The sequence below is a fragment of the Cochleicola gelatinilyticus genome (assembly GCF_001637325.1).
Classification (GTDB): Bacteria; Bacteroidota; Bacteroidia; order Flavobacteriales; family Flavobacteriaceae; genus Cochleicola; species Cochleicola gelatinilyticus.
In genome coordinates this window covers 478,722-498,250 of record NZ_LRXL01000037.1, presented here as the reverse complement: position 1 = coordinate 498,250, position 19,529 = coordinate 478,722, and the positions used below count along the sequence as shown (strand labels likewise).

Sequence of the window (19,529 nt, the reverse complement as noted above, 5' to 3'; positions counted from 1 at the left end):
TACGTTCAAACCTACTAGTACGGTTTTTATAAAGACGTTAATTATTTGTTAAGCAAAAATGCATGTTCGTTAAACAAGTGATAAATAGCCATCAATACTCTTAAAAGACGTTAAATTAATTCCTATGAACCCTTCAGCCGCAGGATGGATCTTAAAATTTTTGAACGTATATGATTCAGAACTTACTGCATTTAAGCAAGCAACGTCTAACGAATTCTACCAGCAACTACTGGCATGCGGATTTATATACGGTATTTCAGTAAACACAGTTTCTCTTAAAAAAATAAGTACGCTTCAACTTTCAAATGAAGAGTTTACAAAGGTTAATTTGTTTCAAGCCTTACTCGTTACAAGTTATAAGCATGATCCTACTCTCCTTCCGAAGCAATCGATAGAACACATCATACAATTCTATAAACAGTTAGATAAAGGAAAAAAACGCTTTTTACACAAGCTCTCTCTGTCGCAAAGTACAGAACAAAATCTCGAAAAAATTCTTTCCGCACGAATTCAAGAACGAAATTCTGTTTTAAAAAAAGACGCCGCCTCCCTACTTACCTATGCCCTACTGTATGCAGATGTTCAAGCATTTAGATACTATTTAACAAATCCCAACGAGGTGAAAGAATATGCGCGCCAGTTGGAGCTGGCAATTATTAATGCATGCGTTCTTGCCTTACAGTCTAAAAAAAATAAAAAGAAATACGATTTATTATTATTGGAGTTATTCGAATCTTCATCTGATTATTTACACCATCAAACCGACCAATCACCAATCGATACCTTAGAACATCTTTCGTACCTTAAAAAGGAAGATGATGTTGTGAAGAAGTATATTATAGATTTGTGTTGCTTGGCAATTTGGGATGATAAAGAAATGAATACTTCAGAATTTCAATTTCTTCAACAGTTGGCAGTGGCGTTACAACAACCTGAAGGAATCATCGAAACAAGCATTGAAGCAATTAAACATTTTGCAGAAACTAATGCCACGAATGTTCAGCTGTTTAAGTATTCTAACCCAGTACAACAATTTTACAAGCAGTCTTCAAAAACAGTAAAAACATTAATTCTTCGGAATAAAAACCGACTCGTTAAAGAGTTGTCTGAAAGTGGCGAATTAATGGTGCTATTAGGGCAATCTACATTTCGAGACCTTTCAAAAGAGGAAAAGAACAAGGTTAAAGAACAACTGCTGGATATTTGTAAAAGTATTCCGTCACTTACAATTTTTCTGCTCCCAGGAGGCACCTTATTATTACCCTTGTTAGTAAAGTTTATTCCTAAATTACTTCCTTCTGCTTTTCATGAGAATAGAATTGAAGTGAAAAAGGAAAAAGAAAGAAATGATTAAGGATTAGTTTCTTTGACTAGTTGAAGCCAGTACTAATGGCACATTATGGTATTCTCTATAAAATTATTCCTTATATATTACACTCTTTACTCCTATTAATTACTCGATCCATACCTTGAAGTCTTTTACACGGTCGCGTGCAACAATAACCTCTTGGTCTCTGTAGCTGTTTAGTTTTAACTGAAGCCGTGAATTTGTGTATGAGATAATATCTTTAATGGCATGTATATTTACATAGTATTTCCGACTTATACGAAAGAAGGTTTTTGGTTCTAATTCTTCTTCTAATTTTTCAAGAGTGGTGTCTAATAAATAATTTCTTCCATCGATGGTATGTGCGTATGTTCCTTTATTTTCAGAATAAAAACATTCGATCTCATCTACGGGAATCATTTTAATATGCTGCCCAATCTTAGTCGTAAATCGTTTTTTATATTCACGCTCAATGGGATTGGTTAACAGATTTTTAATGTCTTCAAAATTAAGCTGCAATGGTTTTGCCGGAGCACTTAATGTTTGGTACTTAGTTACAGCAGTTTCTAACTCTTCTTCATCTATAGGTTTGAGAAGATAATCGATGCTATTCAACTTAAAAGCTTTTAAAGCATATTCATCGAAAGCTGTGGTAAAGATGATTGCACTATGTACCTCAACCTCATCGAAAATCTCGAACGAAAGTCCGTCGCTTAACTGAATATCTAAAAAAATAAGATCTGGATGCTCATTATTTTGAAACCATTCGATCGCTTCTTCAACACTGTGCAGCATTTTATCTGTAGTAACATTTAATGCCTCTAACATTCGTTGTAAGCGTCTGGCTGAAGGCTTTTCGTCTTCGATAATTAATACATTCATTATAGAATATTCTTTTTTAATATGATTCGCAAATTAGTATTGAATTTAAAAAGTTACTCCCAATATTGGGTATTGTTGAGTTCCTCATCCTGTTTGTTTAATAATTCTTGAATTTTCTTTTCTTCCCATTTCTGGAAAACATTCTGTTTTGCATAAAAAATATATAGTACGTATAGGCCATGTGAAACTAATCCTATACCCCAGAAGAATGCACCAACATAATTTCCCCAGCTTGTAAAATCTACTGGACTCTTACTAAACACATTTGCATGAATAAGAATGAGTATTAAATTAATGATACAATACACTGCTAAATGGTTGTAAAATGCCTTTAGCGTTTCTACTTTTTTCTTTGCTTTGAGATAAGCTTTGTTATTTTCTTGTTCCATGAGTACAGGTTATTTCCAAAGATTAGTGTCTTTTCGATCTTCTTGTTCCATAAATTCTCTCACCTTACGGTCTTCCCAGTCTTTTCCAATTCCAAAATTCCATCTAAATGCTTTTGCTGCTTGAAAAAACAATCCGATTCCCCAGCCGAATGCTGCCCATAAAAACCATGGATAGCGCAACTCATTAACATAGTAATTAAGTCCAGCGAGGAAGCCTATAAATATCACATAGAAAATAAGTCCAGAGTAGAACTTTTTTATCTCTGCTACGCGTTCTTTTGCCTTTAAATATTTAGTTTCTTGTGTTGGTTCCATAATCTTGATTTTTATAATAATATAAATGTAACAGCTAATTTCAATGTTTCAAAAGCATTGCTACTCAATTGTAGATTTAGCAAGATGAACTGTTATTGGTCTTTATTCATGAGTTCTTTTATTTTGCGTTGTTCCCAGTTTTTTCCGAAGAAAGGATTATAATTAAAAGTGTCTGAAGCATGCCCCAATACTCCGAAGCCCCAACCCAAAATAGGAAAAGCAGCCCAAGGAAAACCTGCTCTAGAAATATAATTTAGCCATATAAACACTGGCACAAAGAGTAAATAAATGGTTAAATGAATATAAAATCCTTTTAACTTTTCTACGCGCTCTTTAGCGGTGGCATATTTTTTATTAGATATATACGTTTCTTGTGTATTCATAATTGTTATTTCTTTAGTCAACATTGGGATTGCTACACGAAATGTTTTTTCATCCTGTTGTATCGAAACGGGTAATTTTGTTAATAATTGATAGCGCTGCACAATATTTCTCAGTCCTACACCTGTACTTTTTTTAATCACCTCTTTAGGTTGCATCGTATTAGTAATAACAAGATTTCCTTTTTCTTCGGAAATGGTTATGTGCAATTTTTTAGAGGGCATCACTTGATTGTGTTTTACCGCGTTTTCTAGCAATAACTGAAGCGATAACGGCACTACTTTCGCTTCAGGGTTTAGAAGTACCTCGGGCATTGTAAAAACAATACTATCTTCAAAACGCATTTCGATAAGTGCCATATACAGTTTTGCAAACTTTAACTCTTCTGTCACGGTAACAAGCTCTTTATTCTTTTGTTCTAGAACATATCTATATACTTTAGACAAGGAGGTGGTAAACTTTGTAGCAGCTTTCGGGTTTTCTTCTATTAAGCTGGTAAGTACATTCAAGCTGTTAAACAAAAAATGTGGATCTAACTGATTTTTCAAGGCATCGAATTGAGCCGACGCTGCTCCAGCAATAAACTTTTGTTCTTTAACTTTCCGTTCTTGCTTGTAACGATAGTAATACACCGCATAAAAAATAGTGATTACGACCATCGCAATTACGAAAGAAATAATGTATTCTATGGGGCGTTCATTTAAAACAAAATCAGAAAATGCTATCCCTGAGAACACAACCGCTGCAATAAAGCGAATTAGAAGAATCGTGAGCAGGGTAATTACTATGGCACCTGCTATACCTCGTAACAAAGGTTTCGTTTTAAATAAATCCTGTTGATACTTTTTAATGGTATAGTAGAACCAGCCCATATTTGCCATATACAACCCTACAGAAAATAATTGGTTGTATAAAAAACGCTCCCAGAGATTCCCCGCATTTAAAACATTAAATCCATTTGCATACTCGATAAGTGATACCACTATAAAAATAAGTACCCCTATAAAAAATGCTTTTCCAAATTCTTTTAATAAGTTCATTATTTTTTTCTACAACTGTTATTTAGTAATTCTTTGGCACGACCTTCACCGTCATTAGGATGGAAATCGCTTTCTGGTTTAAAGGTAGCAAAAAGGGAAAGGGCACGGGCAACATCTTTACAATAGGGAGTAATTGGTTTTCCAAAATATTGTGCAGCTTCCATTTCCCATTCTGCCTTTCCTAGTACAACGCGTGGATTTTTAGGAGCTAACTGTATCGCCTTTTCATACAACGATGTCACTTTCCCCGAATATGTCATCCCATATTTTTGACCATCATATGCAATCCATGCTGTATACCACAACGCATCTAAAATAAGAATTTCTGGATTGTCTTTCGAGATCGCCGTGGCATCATTTATAAAATCTCGTGCCTTTTCTAGTTGTGCACTAAATTTAGTAGCATCCTTCTCCCCAAAGCTATAAATTATATTAATTTTTGCTACATAATAAAGCGGCAACCAATTATCGGTTTCTGCTTGTGCGATACGCTCAAAAAGATTTGCCGCTTCCATAGGCTTTTCATTTTTCCAAAGATCGAAAGCCTTTTGCATTCCTTGTTCATACTTTGTTTGACTTATTCCTGAAACCGAAAAAAGAAATGTTGCTAAAATGAAGAGTGTTCTCATAGTGTTTAATTATTCGTTTATAATACTATTGTTCGTGTATTTATCTAATTCTTATTTCTTGTTGTACAACGTCTCCTGTACCCACTTCGAAAACAGCATTCTTCCATTGAGGAGGTCCAAAAGGGTTAAAAGCATTGTTTGATGTGCCATAATCTTCCGCAGGTAATAACCCCAAATACATATCGAAAATATGATCTGCATCTTCATCATGAAAAACAGAAATTGCATATACACCTTCAGGGATATTAGTAAAAGTTATTTGTACTTTCTCACCGACTACAGGCTTAGTAGCCGCTTTAAATGGACTTTTAAGAAAACTATCTTCCGAATTATACAACCCAATTTTTACATTTCCGTTATTAGAGTCGAATCCTGTAATTGTAACTGCTACCGAATTTTGCGCTCCTAAAAACCAAGTGGTAAGTAATAAAGCTAAATATGTGAGTACTGTTTGCATGATTAAAAGTTTAATATTTATTACCAGTCAAATATCGTGGAGAAGTAAGGTTTATTTAAAAAGTTCTTTCTGAACTGTATTATTTCTTGACTGAATTGTAAATAAGTGATTTTTTCTTCGGAAAGAAATAGCATCAATTATAAGTTATCTAACTGATTGTCACTTCTATCCTCACTAATGGTCCAGAAAAAGCCAACAAAAAAGAACTGGTCGGCAGCTGGACGAAGCGTTTGTCTAGCAAAATCACCAGTTGTATTTGGTGTGTCAGCATATTGATACCCGTTTATGTTTTTAAATCCGAGTACATTGTTTACCGAGGCATACAATATCTGTTGCTGAGAAATAAGGTATGCCCAATTTAAGCTCAAACTGTTATATCCTTTTGTTCTCTCTTGAAGAAATCCTAGTTGATTGGGATTTGTATACGTGCGACCACTTCCATACTGGTAACTGAATCCTACTTGACTTTTCCAGTCTTCGATCCAGTATTTTGCTACTACAGAAACATTATGCGTATTGGCAAACGAAGGTGTCGCTTTTATAGGATAATTACGATACTGTCGTTGCGAATCTAGAAACGAATAACTAATCCAATAATCAATCTCTTTTAAACTTTGGTTATCACGCCAAAAAAAGTCGATTCCTTGAGCATAACCGTCTCCTCCATTTGTATAGTTGCTGTTAAAAGTTTCGGTTGGTGTGTCAAAACGTACAAGATCATTATATTCTTTTCGATATGCTTCGGCTCTAAAAATTCTATTATTCGCTACATATTGATAGTTCGCAATAAAATGTTTCGTGTTTTGGGCTTGTAGATCACTTTCAAATTTAAGCACTCCCATATCGGGTTGTTGGTAAAAATCCCCGTATGCCAAAGACACTTGACTGTCTCTTCCTGTTTTGTAAGCTAATGAAATTCTTGGAGCTATTGTCACCGCATCGAACAAAGCACTATATTCAGCCCGAACTCCTACTTTACTTGCAAACTTTTTAGAAAAAATAAAATCTGCTTCTGAAAAAAGTACCGAAATATTATTCTGAACTCCATACCCTTCAGTCACATCTGGACCATTAAAATTTTCATTGAATTTGGTTATAAATTGTTCTCCTCCCAACTGAAGCTTTATGCGGTTACTGAAACGCTTCCGAAGTTTTAATTTTAAATGAGCCGAATTTTCTACATCTTTAATTGCTTGCTCCTCAATATCGAATTTACTTTTAGAATAGGTATAACTAGCACCACCCATCAGTTTCCACGAATCTGAAAGGCTTCCTGTATAACTGGCGTTGCTATAAAAATTGGTGTTTTTTAACTGAAAGCGGACTCCTTCTGGTGTATTAATATCTTGCTGCGTAAGTTCGAAATTTGTGGTATCGAAGGCATTGTAAATTTTTAAAAGTCCGTTGTCGAATTTTTTTCGGAATACAGTCTCACCCGAAAGCGTTTCGAATGGTTTGTGCCATTGGTTGCGATCTGAAAACACTTCGTTATAAGGAGCTAAGTTAATATAAGAGGCATTAACGCTTAATGAACTTTTATCCCACTTCTGCGTATTTCCGATCCCTGCCCCTACACTCATAATTGATACTTCAGTCTTTTCTTGATCGGGTTCATCGATCGTGTTTAGTAAAAGGACCGATGATAATGCTTGCCCATATTCAGCAGAATATCCTCCGGTTGAAAAAGTGATACCATCAAACAAAAAAGGACTGTACCGTCCGCGCGAAGGAATGTTATTGGTGCTAGGGGTATACGGTGTAAATACACGAATGCCATCGATAAAGATCTGCGTTTCTAATGCATCTCCTCCCCGTACAAAAAGTCTTCCATCCTCCGAAACAGTACTGGTTCCTGGCAAGGTTTGTAAAGCTCCAATAAAATCTCCAACAGCGCCAGCCGTGGTAACAACGTCTAAAGGCTTCAACACCGAAACCTTACTGTTGTCACTGGCTTCAAAAGTTCCCGCAGAGAGCACTACAGTGTCTAGTGAATTTACATCATCTCGTAATACAATAGTTAAGTTTGTAAGGTGCGATACATCGGCAGCCATTAGAAAAGGTTCGAAAGAAACAAAAGACACGGTTAGTGTTTGTACACCATTTTCAGAAGTTTCAAAAACGAATGATCCGTTGGAGGCAGTAGAAGTTCCATCGTATGTTCCTTCCAGATACACGTTTGCTCCAGCAATGGGAGCCCCATTTTTTTGTGTTACGATACCCGAGATAATGTTTTGTGCCGTGATTGTTTCTGATATGATAATTAAAAAAAGAAAGAATAGTTTAGAGCGTAAAAGTGTGGTGAGTGATTTCATGGTCGTATTTTTGTTCACTTCAAAGATGAAGAGATGGTAGATCCTTTCCGAAGAAAAAACCCTCAGTTGTTAAATTAGCCTACTCAATTGTTATCTAGCGCTCTATAATTATAACATTTCTTTAATTGCGCAACCTTTTAAAAACCCCTATCTTGAAGTATTAAAATGTTTCTATATGACCGACGCAGAAAAAATTGAAGAGTATCTAGAAAAGCATCTTACTTGGAAAGATAAATTACAAAAGCTGCGAACTCTGCTTACCTCAACCGACCTAAAAGAAGAAGTGAAATGGGGAGCGCCAGCTTATACATTAAATGGAAAAATTCTTATAGGGTTGGGTGCTTTTAAAAACCACATGGGCATTTGGTTTCATCAAGGAGTTTTTTTAAAGGATAAAGAAAACCAGCTTTTAAATGCACAGGAGGAGAAGACTAAAGCACTTAGGCAATGGCGATTTCATCAAGAAGACGTTATCGACACCTCATTAGTCTTGAAATACATAAACGAAACCATTAAAAATGCACGTGAAGGAAAAGAATACAAGCCTGTACGTACAAAAGAGGTAGTACTACCACAATTATTAAAAGACGTGTTTAAACTGGACAAGAAATTAGAAACTTCTTTTAAAGCGTTATCACTTGGAAAGCAAAAAGATTATGCAGAACATATTAATTCTGCTAAGCGTGAAGCGACCAAACAAAATCGGTTGGAAAAAATAAAGCCGATGATTCTTCAAGGTGTTGGCTTACACGATAAATATAAAAATTGTTAATGGCAAAAAAACCAAAATTTAAACGATACAACGAACGCCAAATTTGGTTCTATAGTAAAAGAGCCTTTTGGATCCTTTTTGCATGGGTACTAATCTCGAATGTATTATTTTTCTATGAATTCTTCACTTTAAAAAGCAATGGCGGACTTACTTCTGCTTTTGATTTTGAGTCTTCGTTTACAGCAAATATGATTGTTGCCGTACTTGCTGGGCTCATTGGTGGGATATTTACGGTAAACCTTATGGAGCGTTGGCTGCGAAAACATGCTTTTTGGAAAGCATTGCTATATATTACCATTGCATATATAACTACTGCTATATTAATTAGTTTTATTGGGATGCTTTATTTTAAAAGTGATGCACTTGGCTTGCCTTTTTATGACCCTGAAGTACTTCAAGCAGTAGGATACTTTTTTACTACGTGGCTATTTCTTAAAAATTTTATTCTTTGGTTACTTATAGTAATTGTTACGTTAATTGTTCTAATGGTAAACGATAAGTACGGGCCAGGGGTATTCCCCGATTATCTTATGGGGCGTTATTTTATGCCTAAAAATGAACGTCGTATTTTTATGTTCGCAGACATAAAAGACGCTACAACAATTGCAGAAGAACTTGGCGAAGAAAAATATTTTAATTTTCTGAAGGATTTCTTTAGGGACATCGCTCCAGCAATTGTTCAAACACGTGCTGAAGTTTACCAATACGTAGGTGATGAAGTAGTGCTTTCTTGGAAAATGAAGCACGGTTTAAAACACGGTAATGCCTTACAATGTTTCTACAGTATGAAACGACTTATTGCATACAAATCTCCTAAGTATATTAAAAAATACGGTGTAGCTCCTGTCTTTAAAGCTGGTTATCATTATGGAAATGTCATGGTAGGTGAAATTGGACAGATTAAAAGGGATATCGCTTTTTCGGGAGATGTATTGAATACCACTTCGAGAATTCAATCGCTTTGTAATGAACTTGGAGTTGAGATTTTAGCCTCAAAAGAATTTGGAGATTTATCTTATAAACTTCCAAAACGAGTCGTAAAACATCCCGTTGGAAAAGAGAAATTAAAAGGTAAGGCTGAAGAAATGGAGCTTGTCACGTACACACGAAATCAAGCCTAAAATTTTTAATTAGGTTGGAGTTTATGCAGATTAATTTTAATTATTTTATAAACTAATATCTTAAATTAGTAGGTGCTGCAAAAATATCTTTTGCCAATTCCCATAACCATATCCATTTTAGATGCCTCGAATGTGGTAAGGTAGCGTGTCTAGAAAACGATATATCTGGGTTTTGTGATGGCTGCTCCTAATTAGGGAAATTACTTTTTTGTAAACGGACGAATTATTAAGCGTGCAGCACGATCGTAATTAATGTAGCTGTAGGTCCAGTTGAAGAATGTGATCACTCTGTTTCTAAAACCAACCAAAAACCATAAATGCACAAACATCCATAGAAACCAAGCAAAGGCACCTGCAAAGTGCATTTTTTTAAAGTCGACTACTGCTTTATTTCTTCCTACGGTTGCCATACTTCCCTTATCTAAATACACAAAAGGCTTTGGTGTTTTCCCTTCCAGTATCTTTTTAAAATTCTTCCCTAAATGGCTTCCTTGTTGAATGGCAGGCTGTGCTACTTGTGGGTGTCCCTTCGGAAAGTTTTCTGTTTCCATAAGAGCGATATCGCCTATGGCGTAAACAGCTTCAAGACCTTCAATTTTATTGGTACGATCCACTTTATATCGATTGGCCTTTTCGATAAGAGAATTTCCATCGATTCCACCAATGGGTGCTCCGGTAACTCCTGCCGCCCAAATAAACGTTTCGGTTTCGAAAGTGGTTCCATCTTTGGTCGTTACAATACTTCCATCATAATCGGTAATAAAGGTTTTTAAATGAAGTTGTACTCCCAAGTTTTCTAAAAACTTCGCTGCTTTTTTAGAGGCAGTTTCACTCATTGGAGGCAGAACTCTATCGGCACCTTCAATTAAATGCACTTTCATTTCTTCCTCCTCTAGTTCGGGATAATCATGTTCTAGAATTCCTTTTCGAAACTCTGCCAATGCACCTGCTAATTCAACCCCTGTGGGTCCCGCTCCCGCAACTACAAAATTTAGCAATCGCTTCCGTTTTTCTGGGTCGCTCGTTATATCTGCTTCTTCAATGTTCTGAAGCATTAAACTTCTAATATTTAATGCCTGCGGAACTGTTTTCATCGGCATACTGTTAGTCTCTATCGCTTGGTTTCCGAAGTAATTAGTTTTAGTTCCTGTGGCAATAACAAGATAGTCGTACGTAAGGTTTCCGATGGAAGTATAAATTTCTTTTACATTTGTATCTACCCGTTCAACTTCAGCCAAGCGAAAATGAAAATCTTTATTTTTTCTGAAAATTTTCCGAAGCGGATACGCAATCGAATCTGGTTCTAGTCCTGCAGTAGAGACTTGATACAATAAGGGTTGAAATGTATGGTAATTATGGCGATCAAATAGTACTACTTGCACCTCTAATTTCTGAAGTTTCTTTATGAGAGAAACCCCTCCAAAACCACCACCAATTACAATGATTCTAGGAGCATTCGATTTGGGAATATTCATACGCTTATTGTGTGTTATAAAGGTACTATTTACAAGGCAAAAAGCACTTAAATTATCTTATTTTTAGCAAATTTGTAACAAACCTAAAAAGTTTTCTACTAATCGTACAACTAACAATCCATCCTTGAACGAAGACCTTGAACATAGTTTTGTAACCCAGCTAGAGGCCAACCAGAACATCGTACATAAGATCTGCAGACTGTATACAAACAGCCGCGATGCACATAACGATCTGTTTCAGGAAATCACCATACAGTTATGGCGCGCGTTTCCAAAATTTAGAGGGGATGCGAAATTTAGTACTTGGATGTATCGCGTAGCATTAAATACAGCTATAACGCTATATAGAAAGTCAAAACGACAGATACAAACACAAGATTACGAAAAAATTAGTTTTAAAATTTCTTCGGAAGATTATGATGACACGATCGAAGAACAGTTAAAGCTAATGTACAGTGCAGTAAAAGATCTTAACGATATCGATAAAGCATTAGTGTTTTTGTATCTAGAAGATAAGAATTATAGAGAGATTTCAGAAACGCTCGGTATTACCGAAGTGAATGCCCGAGTAAAAATGAATCGAATTAAAGAAAAATTACGAAAAGTATTAAATCCCTAACCCTCCTCCTATGGATCAATTAGAGGTATTAAAAAAAGAATGGCAGAAAAGGGAGCAAGAGTTACCCAAATTGTCGTACGCAGCTATTTATAGCATGCTATTAAAAAAATCGTCTTCTATTGTAAAGTGGATCTTTTTTATTGGTATTGCTGAAATGCTATTTTGGATTGCTATTTTATTTTTCATCCCAGATTCTCAACATAAAATCTTAGTTGAAATGGGATTGCATAAAATTTCGATCTACGTAAATTTAGTGCATTATGTAGTAGTCGCTATTTTCATCTTCTATTTTTATAAAAACTACAAACGCATTCGTGTGACCGATACTATTGGTGAATTAATGGCGAATATTTTAAGAACACGAAAAACAGTTCGCTATTTTGTATATTACAATATTGGCATGTTTGTACTTTCAACCATTGCTGTCAATCTATTTTTCTATTTCAACATGCATCATTTGTACGAAGTGGTCGATCTAGGAGAACAAGCACTTTCTGAAGAGAAATTTCAAACATATTTCATTATAACACAGCTGATTGTAGGGCTTGCATTTCTTGGATTATTAATGCTATTCTATTGGCTGATCTATGGAACCTTACTGAAACGTCTAAACCGAAATTATAAGGAACTAAAAAAAATAGAAGCTTAATTAAATTTAATGATACGTTATGTATAGATTCTTTCTTCGGAAGTAAATCTTTTGGTGTAATGAATGAAGTGTACATATCCATTTAGTTTCTCTACTTTTATACACTTGATTGCCTTTTTTTTTTCTGAAAGGCAACGTTACTACTGAAACCTTTTTACTTAAAATACAGTATTATGAAAAAGATGTTATCCTTTTTGTCGCTTGTAATTTTTCTTATTGCAACACCCAATCTATATGCGCAAAGCACTACTCAAGCTGCGCCTATTTTTGAAGATGGAGAAGCACAAATAGTTACTGCTTTTGAAGATGCATCCCAATGGATTCGACACGACTTGTGGGTAGAAACCGAATTCGATACCGACGGTGATAACAAGCCAGACAGAATGCATGTGAGTGTTACAAGACCGAAACAAACCGACACCGATGGTCTTAAACTCCCAATAATTTATGTGTCAAGTCCCTATTTTGCCGGAGTTGCCCCTAACGTTGAAGGTCTTTTTTGGGATGTGAATCATGAATTAGGAGCGACTGCTAAAGAGCGTGTTCATCCCGAAGTTAAACGAATGGGAAAGCGTCCTATAATCTCAAATTCACATATTAATAAATGGGTTCCAAGAGGATATGTTGTTGTTCACTCTTCATCACCAGGTACCGGACTCTCACAAGGAGCACCTACAGTAGGAGGTGATAATGAATCTTTGGCTCCAAAAGCGGTGATCGACTGGCTGAACGGCCGCGCTGCAGGATACACCGAACCAGACAGCCACGAAAAAGTAGAAGCGTTTTGGTCTACTGGAAAAGTAGGAATGACAGGTACTTCTTATAACGGAACCATTCCATTAGCAGCTGCCACAACTGGAGTTGAAGGTTTAGAAGCCATCATTCCAATTGCACCAAATACTTCCTATTATCATTATTACAGATCTAACGGACTCGTACGTTCTCCTGGAGGCTATTTAGGTGAAGATATCGATGTACTGTATGACTTTATTCACAGTGGTGATGAAGCGAAACGAGCTTATAACAATCAAACCGTACGTGATACCGAAATGAAAAACGGGATGGACCGGGTTACCGGAGATTACAACGATTTCTGGGCTGGACGTGATTATCTGAATGATATGAAACCTATGAAGGCAGCATTGCTAATGTCACATGGGTTTAATGACTGGAATGTAATGCCAGAGCACAGCTATCGAATTTATAAAGCAGCAAAAGAGCAAGGAATTCCCTCACAGATTTATTACCATCAAAATGGACATGGCGGACCGCCTCCTATGAAATTAATGAATCGTTGGTTTACAAGATATCTGCATGGAATAGAAAATGGAGTAGAAAACGATGCACACGCATGGATTGTTCGCGAAAATGACTCTAGAGACAAGCCTACCGCCTATGCTGAATACCCAAACCCTAATTCGAACCCTGTAACATTACATTTGTCTTCAGGAGCACCGAAACAAGGAACATTAAGCATTAAAAATACAAAAAAGAAAGAGACCGAAAATTTCACAGATAATGCCACTATTTCTGGACAAGAATTAGTTACTGCTGAAACTAGTAAACATCGATTGGTATATACCACCCCTGTATTAAAAGAAGCTTTACATATCTCGGGAGTACCAAAAGTATCTATCACTATGTCGAGTAGTAAACCAGCTGCCAATCTATCGGTTTGGTTAGTATCTCTTCCTTGGAATGATGCAAAAGATGCAAAAATCACCGATAATATTATTACCCGTGGATGGGCAGATCCACAAAATCATAACTCATTAACAGATAGTAGTCCGTTGGTTCCTAAGCAATTTTATGAAGTGAACTTCGACCTCATGCCCGATGATCAGATTATTCCTAAAGGACAGCAACTAGCACTCATGATTTTTTCGAGTGATAAAGAATTTACCCTACTACCAAAACCTGGAACACAACTAACTATAGATTTAGATGCAACCACAATTACCCTTCCAATTGTTGGTGGGGAAACAGCATATTTAAAAGCAATGACTAATGACTAATGAGGGTTTCTTCATTATATCTTTTTCATTCACACTAAATTCCTGCTATTTCTTTTATTTCTGAAATAATTCTGTCTGCCAGCACATCTGCTTCTTCCTGTGATTTAGCTTCCGTATAGATTCGAATAATGGGTTCTGTATTGGATTTTCGAAGATGTACCCAGTTTTCAGCAAAATCTATTTTTACACCATCGATAGTATTTATTTGTTCTGAAGCATATTTCACTTCCATTGCCTTCAGAAGTGCATCGACATCTAATTGCGGAGTAAGTTGAATCTTTTTCTTACTCATAAAATACGAGGTATATCTTTTCCGAAGTGCGCTAACCGAGACTTTTTCTTCAGCTAAATGACTTAAAAATAAAGCAATTCCCACCAAGCTATCTCTTCCGTAGTGCAATTCAGGATAGATAATTCCGCCGTTGCCTTCTCCTCCAATTACGGCATGTGTTTCTTTCATTTTTTCGACCACATTAACTTCTCCAACAGCACTTGCAGTATAGGTTCCTCCATGCTTTTCGGTCACGTCACGTAATGCACGCGATGAGGACATGTTAGATACCGTATTGCCTTTTTTATGCTGTAAAATATAATCTGCAACTGCTACGAGTGTGTATTCTTCTCCAAACATATTCCCCTTTTCATCTACAAAAGCAAGGCGGTCTACGTCGGGATCGACCACAATACCAAAATCAGCGTTTTCGGTTTTAACTAGTTCCATAAGATCTCCTAAATGTTCTTTTAGAGGCTCAGGGTTATGTGGAAATTCTCCTGTAGGATCACAATATAATTTCACTGGTGTCACCCCTAAAGCTTCTAGCAATAATGGAACTGCGATACCTCCAGTAGAATTCACAGCGTCAACAACTACTTTAAATCCAGCATGCTTAATCGCTTCGGTATTTACTAAAGGTAAATCTAATATTTCATCTATATGAAGGTCTATATACGCATCATTTATAGAGATCTCTCCTAGATCGTCTACTTCAGAAAATTGTATCGTGCCTTGTTCCGCAATATCCAGAATTTCCTGTCCGGCAGCTGCATTTAAAAACTCTCCTTTGTTGTTAAGTAACTTTAATGCATTCCACTGTTTAGGGTTATGGCTCGCTGTAAGTATAATACCTCCATCTGCATGCTCCATTGTAACTGCCACTTCTACGGTGGGAGTTGTAGACAATCCGAGGTCGATCACATGAATCCCCATACCCACTAAGGTTTGCATTACTAATTGTTGCACCATGTGTCCTGATATCCGTGCATCACGTCCAACTACTACTTTATAATGTTCTTTATCCAGTTGATTTTTAACCCAACTACCATAGGCTGCTGCATATTTTACCGCATCAATCGGCGTTAAGTTTTCACCTTGAGCGCCGCCAATGGTTCCTCGTATTCCCGAAATAGATTTTATTAATGTCATGAAATGAATTTTGTGCAAAGATACTTTTTTCAGCTATTTTTCTTCGATGCTATTTCGTAAATTGTGCGGAATGAATTATCTAGCACACATATACCTTTCTAATGAGGACGAAAGTATTACTATTGGTAACTTTATCGCTGATGGAATTAAAGGAAAAAAGTACTTAAAATATCCTCCAAAAATTCAACAAGGTATTTTACTACACCGCGCTATAGACAGCTACACAGATGCACACCCTATTGTACGTCAAAGTACTGCTCGATTGCACGAAAATTACGGACATTATAGTGGGGTAATCGTAGATATTTTATACGATCATTTTTTAGCAAAAAATTGGAATCTTTATCATGAGCAACCACTTGCTATATATGTGGATACATTTTACAAAATGCTTCATTCTAATTTTGAAATTCTCCCCACGCGTATTCAACGTATAATGCCACATATGATTGCCGATAATTGGTTACATAGTTATGCTACTATTCCAGGAATTAGTAGAATTTTAGCACAAATGAACATTCGAACAAAAGGCATCTCAAAAATGAATTTAGCCGTTGCCGAACTGGAAGAATTTTACACCGACTTCGAAAAGGAATTTACCGATTTTTTTGCCGAACTTATTACATATTCTAAAAACAAACTTAAAGAATTATGAATCGACTCCTCCTCTATCTTTTACTGTCGTTTCTAATCGCCTCTTGCAAACAAACCAATACAAGCGCGACAAAAGAAAAAAATAAAACTGAAACACCACTCCCTAAAATAGGGGTCATTACAAAAAATGCTATGGTTGTTTCAGCCAGAATGGAAGCCTCGAAAATTGGTTCAGATATAATGAAAAAAGGAGGTAATGCCTTCGATGCTATGATTGCTACCGAAATGGCCCTGGCTGTAACTTATCCGTATGCTGGAAACTTGGGTGGTGGTGGTTTTATTGTATATAGAACCCAATACGGTGAATTAGGAACTATCGATTATAGAGAAAAAGCCCCATTACAAGCAACAAAAGATATGTATCTCGACGAAAATGGAACTTTTATTTCTGAAAAAAGTAAAACAGGAGCTCTTGCCGTGGGAGTGCCAGGGACCATTGCAGGTATTTTTGCGGTTCATGAAAAACTAGGAAGTCTCCCTATTGAAGAAATTTTACAACCTGTTATCGATCTTGCGAACCAAGGATATATTATAACAGAACAACAGGCAGAACGTTTTAACTTTTATGCAGATATTTTTCTTGAAGTTAATGGAGAAACCTCCATATTTACTAAACAACACAAAGCTGGCGACACCCTTATAAACAAAGCATTAGCTGCTACGTTACAACGAATTTCTGAAAACGGACATGCGGAATTTTACGGTGGAAAAACAGGACAACAACTTGTTGAATTTATTAAAAAGAAAAATGGAATTATCACTATTGAAGACTTACACGCTTATGAAGCAGAGTGGCGTGACCCCATCGTTTTTAATTATAAGGAGTTAAAAATAATTTCCATGGCACCTCCTTCAAGTGGTGGAATTTGCTTAGGTGAAATCTTTAAAATGATCGAGCCTTATCCCTTAAAAGAATACGGACACAACAGTACGAAAGCAATACAACTACTTACAGAAGCAGAACGAAGAGCCTATGCAGATAGAAGTTACTATTTGGGAGATCCAGATTTTGTAGAAATACCCGTTGACTCTTTACTTTCTGAAACGTACGCTGCCAGACAAATGCAAAATTTTAGTTTTAATAATGCTACAGCTTCTTCCAAAATAAAGCATGGCTCTATTGAAGGGTTCGAAGCGTATAAAAATGAAAGTACTGAAACCACGCATTACTCTATTGTCGACTCATTAGGAAATGCTATTGCTGTAACAACAACATTAAATGCAGCTTTCGGATCGAAATTATATGTAAAAGAACTTGGTTTTTTTCTCAATAACGAAATGGATGATTTTAGTGCAAAACCTGGAGAACCCAATATGTTTGGCTTAATTGGAGGAGAAGCAAATGCTATCGCTCCACAAAAAAGAATGCTCAGCTCCATGACACCAACTATTGTTGAAAAAAACGATGAATTTTGGATGAGCTTAGGAACTCCTGGCGGATCTACCATTATTACCTCTGTACTTCAAACCATTTTAAATGTATACGAATACGACATGCATATGCAAGAGGCCGTAAATCAACCCCGTTTTCATCATCAATGGCTACCCGACGTGATCCAATTTGAACCTAATGGATTCTCTGAAGAGACCTTGAGCGAACTCGAAAAATTAAACTATACAACAGACGTAAGTTCTGCTCCTGTTATAGGAAAGGTAGATGCAATTTTAAGACTTTCCAATGGAAAATTAGAAGGCGGAGCCGATCCTAGAGGCGATGATACTGCTAAGGGTTTTTAAAATAACCACATTTAAAAGCACCGTTTATCGAATCAATTCGCCACAACAACGAATTGTAAGATAAATACTACTTTTTGTAAGAAATTATCATAATATTAGACTCGTTAAAATATCTTTAAAGTCTACTTTAATTAAAAATTCAGAAAAATTTTAGTAGTATTTTTATTTTCAGTCTAACTAAATTTTAAAAATTTTCAGCTTCATTTTAAGAGATGAACAACCTATTAATGCCAAATAGATCAAATCATAAACAACTCTATATTCTAATTCCATTCGTATTTAGCTTGGGTCTTTTTGGAATATTATTATTCGTGTTTCATCAAAAGGCAACGGTAAGTTTAGAATTTGAAAAACAATTAGAAGGATTACTTTATATTTTTATAGCGATCTCCATTGTATTACTATTACTCATCTATTTTTATGTTGTAAAAACAATGTCTAAATGGAGAAATCGGGTAGATGATTCTAGTGGTTCTTACAATATAGTGATTCAAAAAATGCATGATTTTAGAAAAATTGTCACTATTTTATTAGAATCTAAGTTATGGTTGCCGGGGCTAAAAAGTTATATTGATGACGAATTTGAAGGACTCACTTATTTTGATGTAAAAGATTTCTATAAAGGAAAATCGAAACAAGCGATCGAATTCCTTCAAGAGGATCATCACTATGGAGATACCGAAAACCTATACCTTGAACTAAAATCTCTATTATTTACAAACTCTCTTCAAAAAGCAACTCCAAGCATTACAATATACCCTAAAAATTACAAACCAAAATTGGTCGAAAAATGGCACACCCATAAATGTGGTTCGGGATTATGGTATTTTTTTGGTTACAAATATGCACTCTATAAAGAGTCTCTTGATATTGAAGGTATTTCTGAAGACAAACAAGATAAAATGATACAGCTCGCCAGTAAAATGGACCCTCAAGTTTTTGAGGATTCTTCATTTAACGAACTGTTTTTATCGAAACTTGGAGAATATGCTACTAAAAAAATAATACCTAATCTTTTATCCGAACGATTAAAGAACAAAGCAAAACTGCCTGTTTCTGTTTTGTATTTAAATATTCTCTTTGTAATAATAACGTGTATGGGAATAATTCTCCCTCTAGTGTATCTTCTCTTTAACGTTCCAGTACAAGTATTAATTCTTAGTATTTCATTTATAATTAGTACTGTTTTCTTTCTAAGTACTACATTTTTCCAATTTATTTTTGAAGAGGTAGATCCATAACACAGAACATGTTGCCTCGCTAAAATAAAATTAGTTAAATCCTTCTTTACACAATGACATCTCTTCTAAATTTTCATTCCAAATGAGTACC

18 protein-coding genes are annotated in these 19,529 nt (G+C 35.8%); 9 read left to right on the top strand and 9 right to left on the bottom strand.

Annotated elements, in window-relative coordinates:
• The first annotated feature begins 124 nt into the window (after positions 1–124).
• The gene (locus tag ULVI_RS09850; RefSeq protein WP_068592294.1) at positions 125–1,354 is read left to right on the top strand and encodes an LETM1-related biofilm-associated protein; all 1,230 of its coding nucleotides are present in this window, start codon (positions 125–127) and stop codon (positions 1,352–1,354) included.
• 99 nt (positions 1,355–1,453) lie between these two features.
• Here ULVI_RS09850 and ULVI_RS09845 read toward each other — a convergent pair whose 3' ends face one another.
• The 7 genes from ULVI_RS09845 to ULVI_RS09815 all read right to left on the bottom strand — a co-directional run bounded on the left by ULVI_RS09845 (position 1,454) and on the right by ULVI_RS09815 (position 7,732).
• Positions 1,454–2,209: a LytR/AlgR family response regulator transcription factor gene (locus ULVI_RS09845; RefSeq protein ID WP_068592292.1), complete on the bottom strand. Its 756-nt coding sequence runs from the start codon at positions 2,207–2,209 to the stop codon at positions 1,454–1,456.
• Positions 2,210–2,262: 53 nt separating this feature from the next.
• On the bottom strand, positions 2,263–2,598 hold the full coding sequence (locus tag ULVI_RS09840) for a 2TM domain-containing protein (RefSeq protein ID WP_068592290.1): 336 nt from the start codon (positions 2,596–2,598) through the stop codon (positions 2,263–2,265).
• A 9-nt stretch (positions 2,599–2,607) separates the two neighbouring features.
• Entirely contained in the window at positions 2,608–2,913 is a 306-nt protein-coding gene (locus ULVI_RS09835; RefSeq protein WP_068592287.1) for a 2TM domain-containing protein, read from the bottom strand.
• Positions 2,914–3,005: 92 nt separating this feature from the next.
• Positions 3,006–4,334: a 2TM domain-containing protein gene (locus tag ULVI_RS09830; RefSeq protein WP_068592286.1), complete on the bottom strand. Its 1,329-nt coding sequence runs from the start codon at positions 4,332–4,334 to the stop codon at positions 3,006–3,008.
• On the bottom strand, positions 4,334–4,963 hold the full coding sequence (locus tag ULVI_RS09825) for a tetratricopeptide repeat protein (RefSeq protein ID WP_068592284.1): 630 nt from the start codon (positions 4,961–4,963) through the stop codon (positions 4,334–4,336). The genes ULVI_RS09830 and ULVI_RS09825 overlap by 1 nt, the downstream gene beginning before the upstream one ends.
• Before the next feature lie 40 nt (positions 4,964–5,003).
• Positions 5,004–5,420 carry a DUF2141 domain-containing protein gene (locus tag ULVI_RS09820; RefSeq protein ID WP_068592282.1) on the bottom strand — a complete coding sequence of 139 codons (417 nt, stop codon included), beginning with the start codon at positions 5,418–5,420 and terminating at the stop codon, positions 5,004–5,006.
• Between the two features lie 137 nt (positions 5,421–5,557).
• Positions 5,558–7,732, bottom strand: a complete 2,175-nt coding sequence (locus ULVI_RS09815) for a TonB-dependent receptor (RefSeq protein WP_068592280.1) — start codon at positions 7,730–7,732, stop codon at positions 5,558–5,560.
• A gap of 175 nt (positions 7,733–7,907) precedes the next feature.
• Here ULVI_RS09815 and ULVI_RS09810 point away from each other — a divergent pair, with 175 nt between their 5' ends.
• Positions 7,908–8,504: a YdeI/OmpD-associated family protein gene (locus tag ULVI_RS09810; RefSeq protein ID WP_068592278.1), complete on the top strand. Its 597-nt coding sequence runs from the start codon at positions 7,908–7,910 to the stop codon at positions 8,502–8,504.
• Entirely contained in the window at positions 8,504–9,625 is a 1,122-nt protein-coding gene (locus tag ULVI_RS09805) for an adenylate/guanylate cyclase domain-containing protein (RefSeq protein ID WP_082830836.1), read from the top strand. The genes ULVI_RS09810 and ULVI_RS09805 overlap by 1 nt, the downstream gene beginning before the upstream one ends.
• A 200-nt stretch (positions 9,626–9,825) precedes the next feature.
• Here ULVI_RS09805 and ULVI_RS09800 read toward each other — a convergent pair whose 3' ends face one another.
• Complete coding sequence (locus tag ULVI_RS09800) at positions 9,826–11,100, bottom strand: NAD(P)/FAD-dependent oxidoreductase (protein ID WP_068592276.1); 1,275 nt, start codon at positions 11,098–11,100, stop codon at positions 9,826–9,828.
• Positions 11,101–11,224: 124 nt separating this feature from the next.
• On the opposite strand from ULVI_RS09800, the gene ULVI_RS09795 reads away from it, so the two are divergent.
• The 3 genes from ULVI_RS09795 (at position 11,225) to ULVI_RS09785 (ending at position 14,383) form a co-directional block, all read left to right on the top strand.
• On the top strand, positions 11,225–11,719 hold the full coding sequence (locus tag ULVI_RS09795; RefSeq protein WP_068592274.1) for an RNA polymerase sigma factor: 495 nt from the start codon (positions 11,225–11,227) through the stop codon (positions 11,717–11,719).
• A 10-nt stretch (positions 11,720–11,729) separates the two neighbouring features.
• Positions 11,730–12,368 (top strand): hypothetical protein, encoded by a 639-nt coding sequence (locus tag ULVI_RS09790; RefSeq protein ID WP_068592272.1) that lies wholly within the window; start codon positions 11,730–11,732, stop codon positions 12,366–12,368.
• 173 nt (positions 12,369–12,541) lie between these two features.
• Entirely contained in the window at positions 12,542–14,383 is a 1,842-nt protein-coding gene (locus ULVI_RS09785) for a Xaa-Pro dipeptidyl-peptidase (RefSeq protein WP_068592270.1), read from the top strand.
• Positions 14,384–14,417: 34 nt separating this feature from the next.
• Here ULVI_RS09785 and glmM read toward each other — a convergent pair whose 3' ends face one another.
• Positions 14,418–15,806: a phosphoglucosamine mutase gene (gene glmM, locus ULVI_RS09780; protein ID WP_068592267.1), complete on the bottom strand. Its 1,389-nt coding sequence runs from the start codon at positions 15,804–15,806 to the stop codon at positions 14,418–14,420.
• 70 nt (positions 15,807–15,876) lie between these two features.
• On the opposite strand from glmM, the gene ULVI_RS09775 reads away from it, so the two are divergent.
• The 3 genes from ULVI_RS09775 to ULVI_RS09765 all read left to right on the top strand — a co-directional run bounded on the left by ULVI_RS09775 (position 15,877) and on the right by ULVI_RS09765 (position 19,438).
• On the top strand, positions 15,877–16,461 hold the full coding sequence (locus tag ULVI_RS09775; RefSeq protein ID WP_068592265.1) for an acyl carrier protein phosphodiesterase: 585 nt from the start codon (positions 15,877–15,879) through the stop codon (positions 16,459–16,461).
• On the top strand, positions 16,458–18,197 hold the full coding sequence (gene ggt / locus ULVI_RS09770; protein WP_068592263.1) for a gamma-glutamyltransferase: 1,740 nt from the start codon (positions 16,458–16,460) through the stop codon (positions 18,195–18,197). The genes ULVI_RS09775 and ggt overlap by 4 nt, the downstream gene beginning before the upstream one ends.
• Positions 18,198–18,409: 212 nt before the next feature.
• Positions 18,410–19,438, top strand: a complete 1,029-nt coding sequence (locus tag ULVI_RS09765) for a hypothetical protein (RefSeq protein WP_068592261.1) — start codon at positions 18,410–18,412, stop codon at positions 19,436–19,438.
• Positions 19,439–19,529 lie beyond the last annotated feature (91 nt).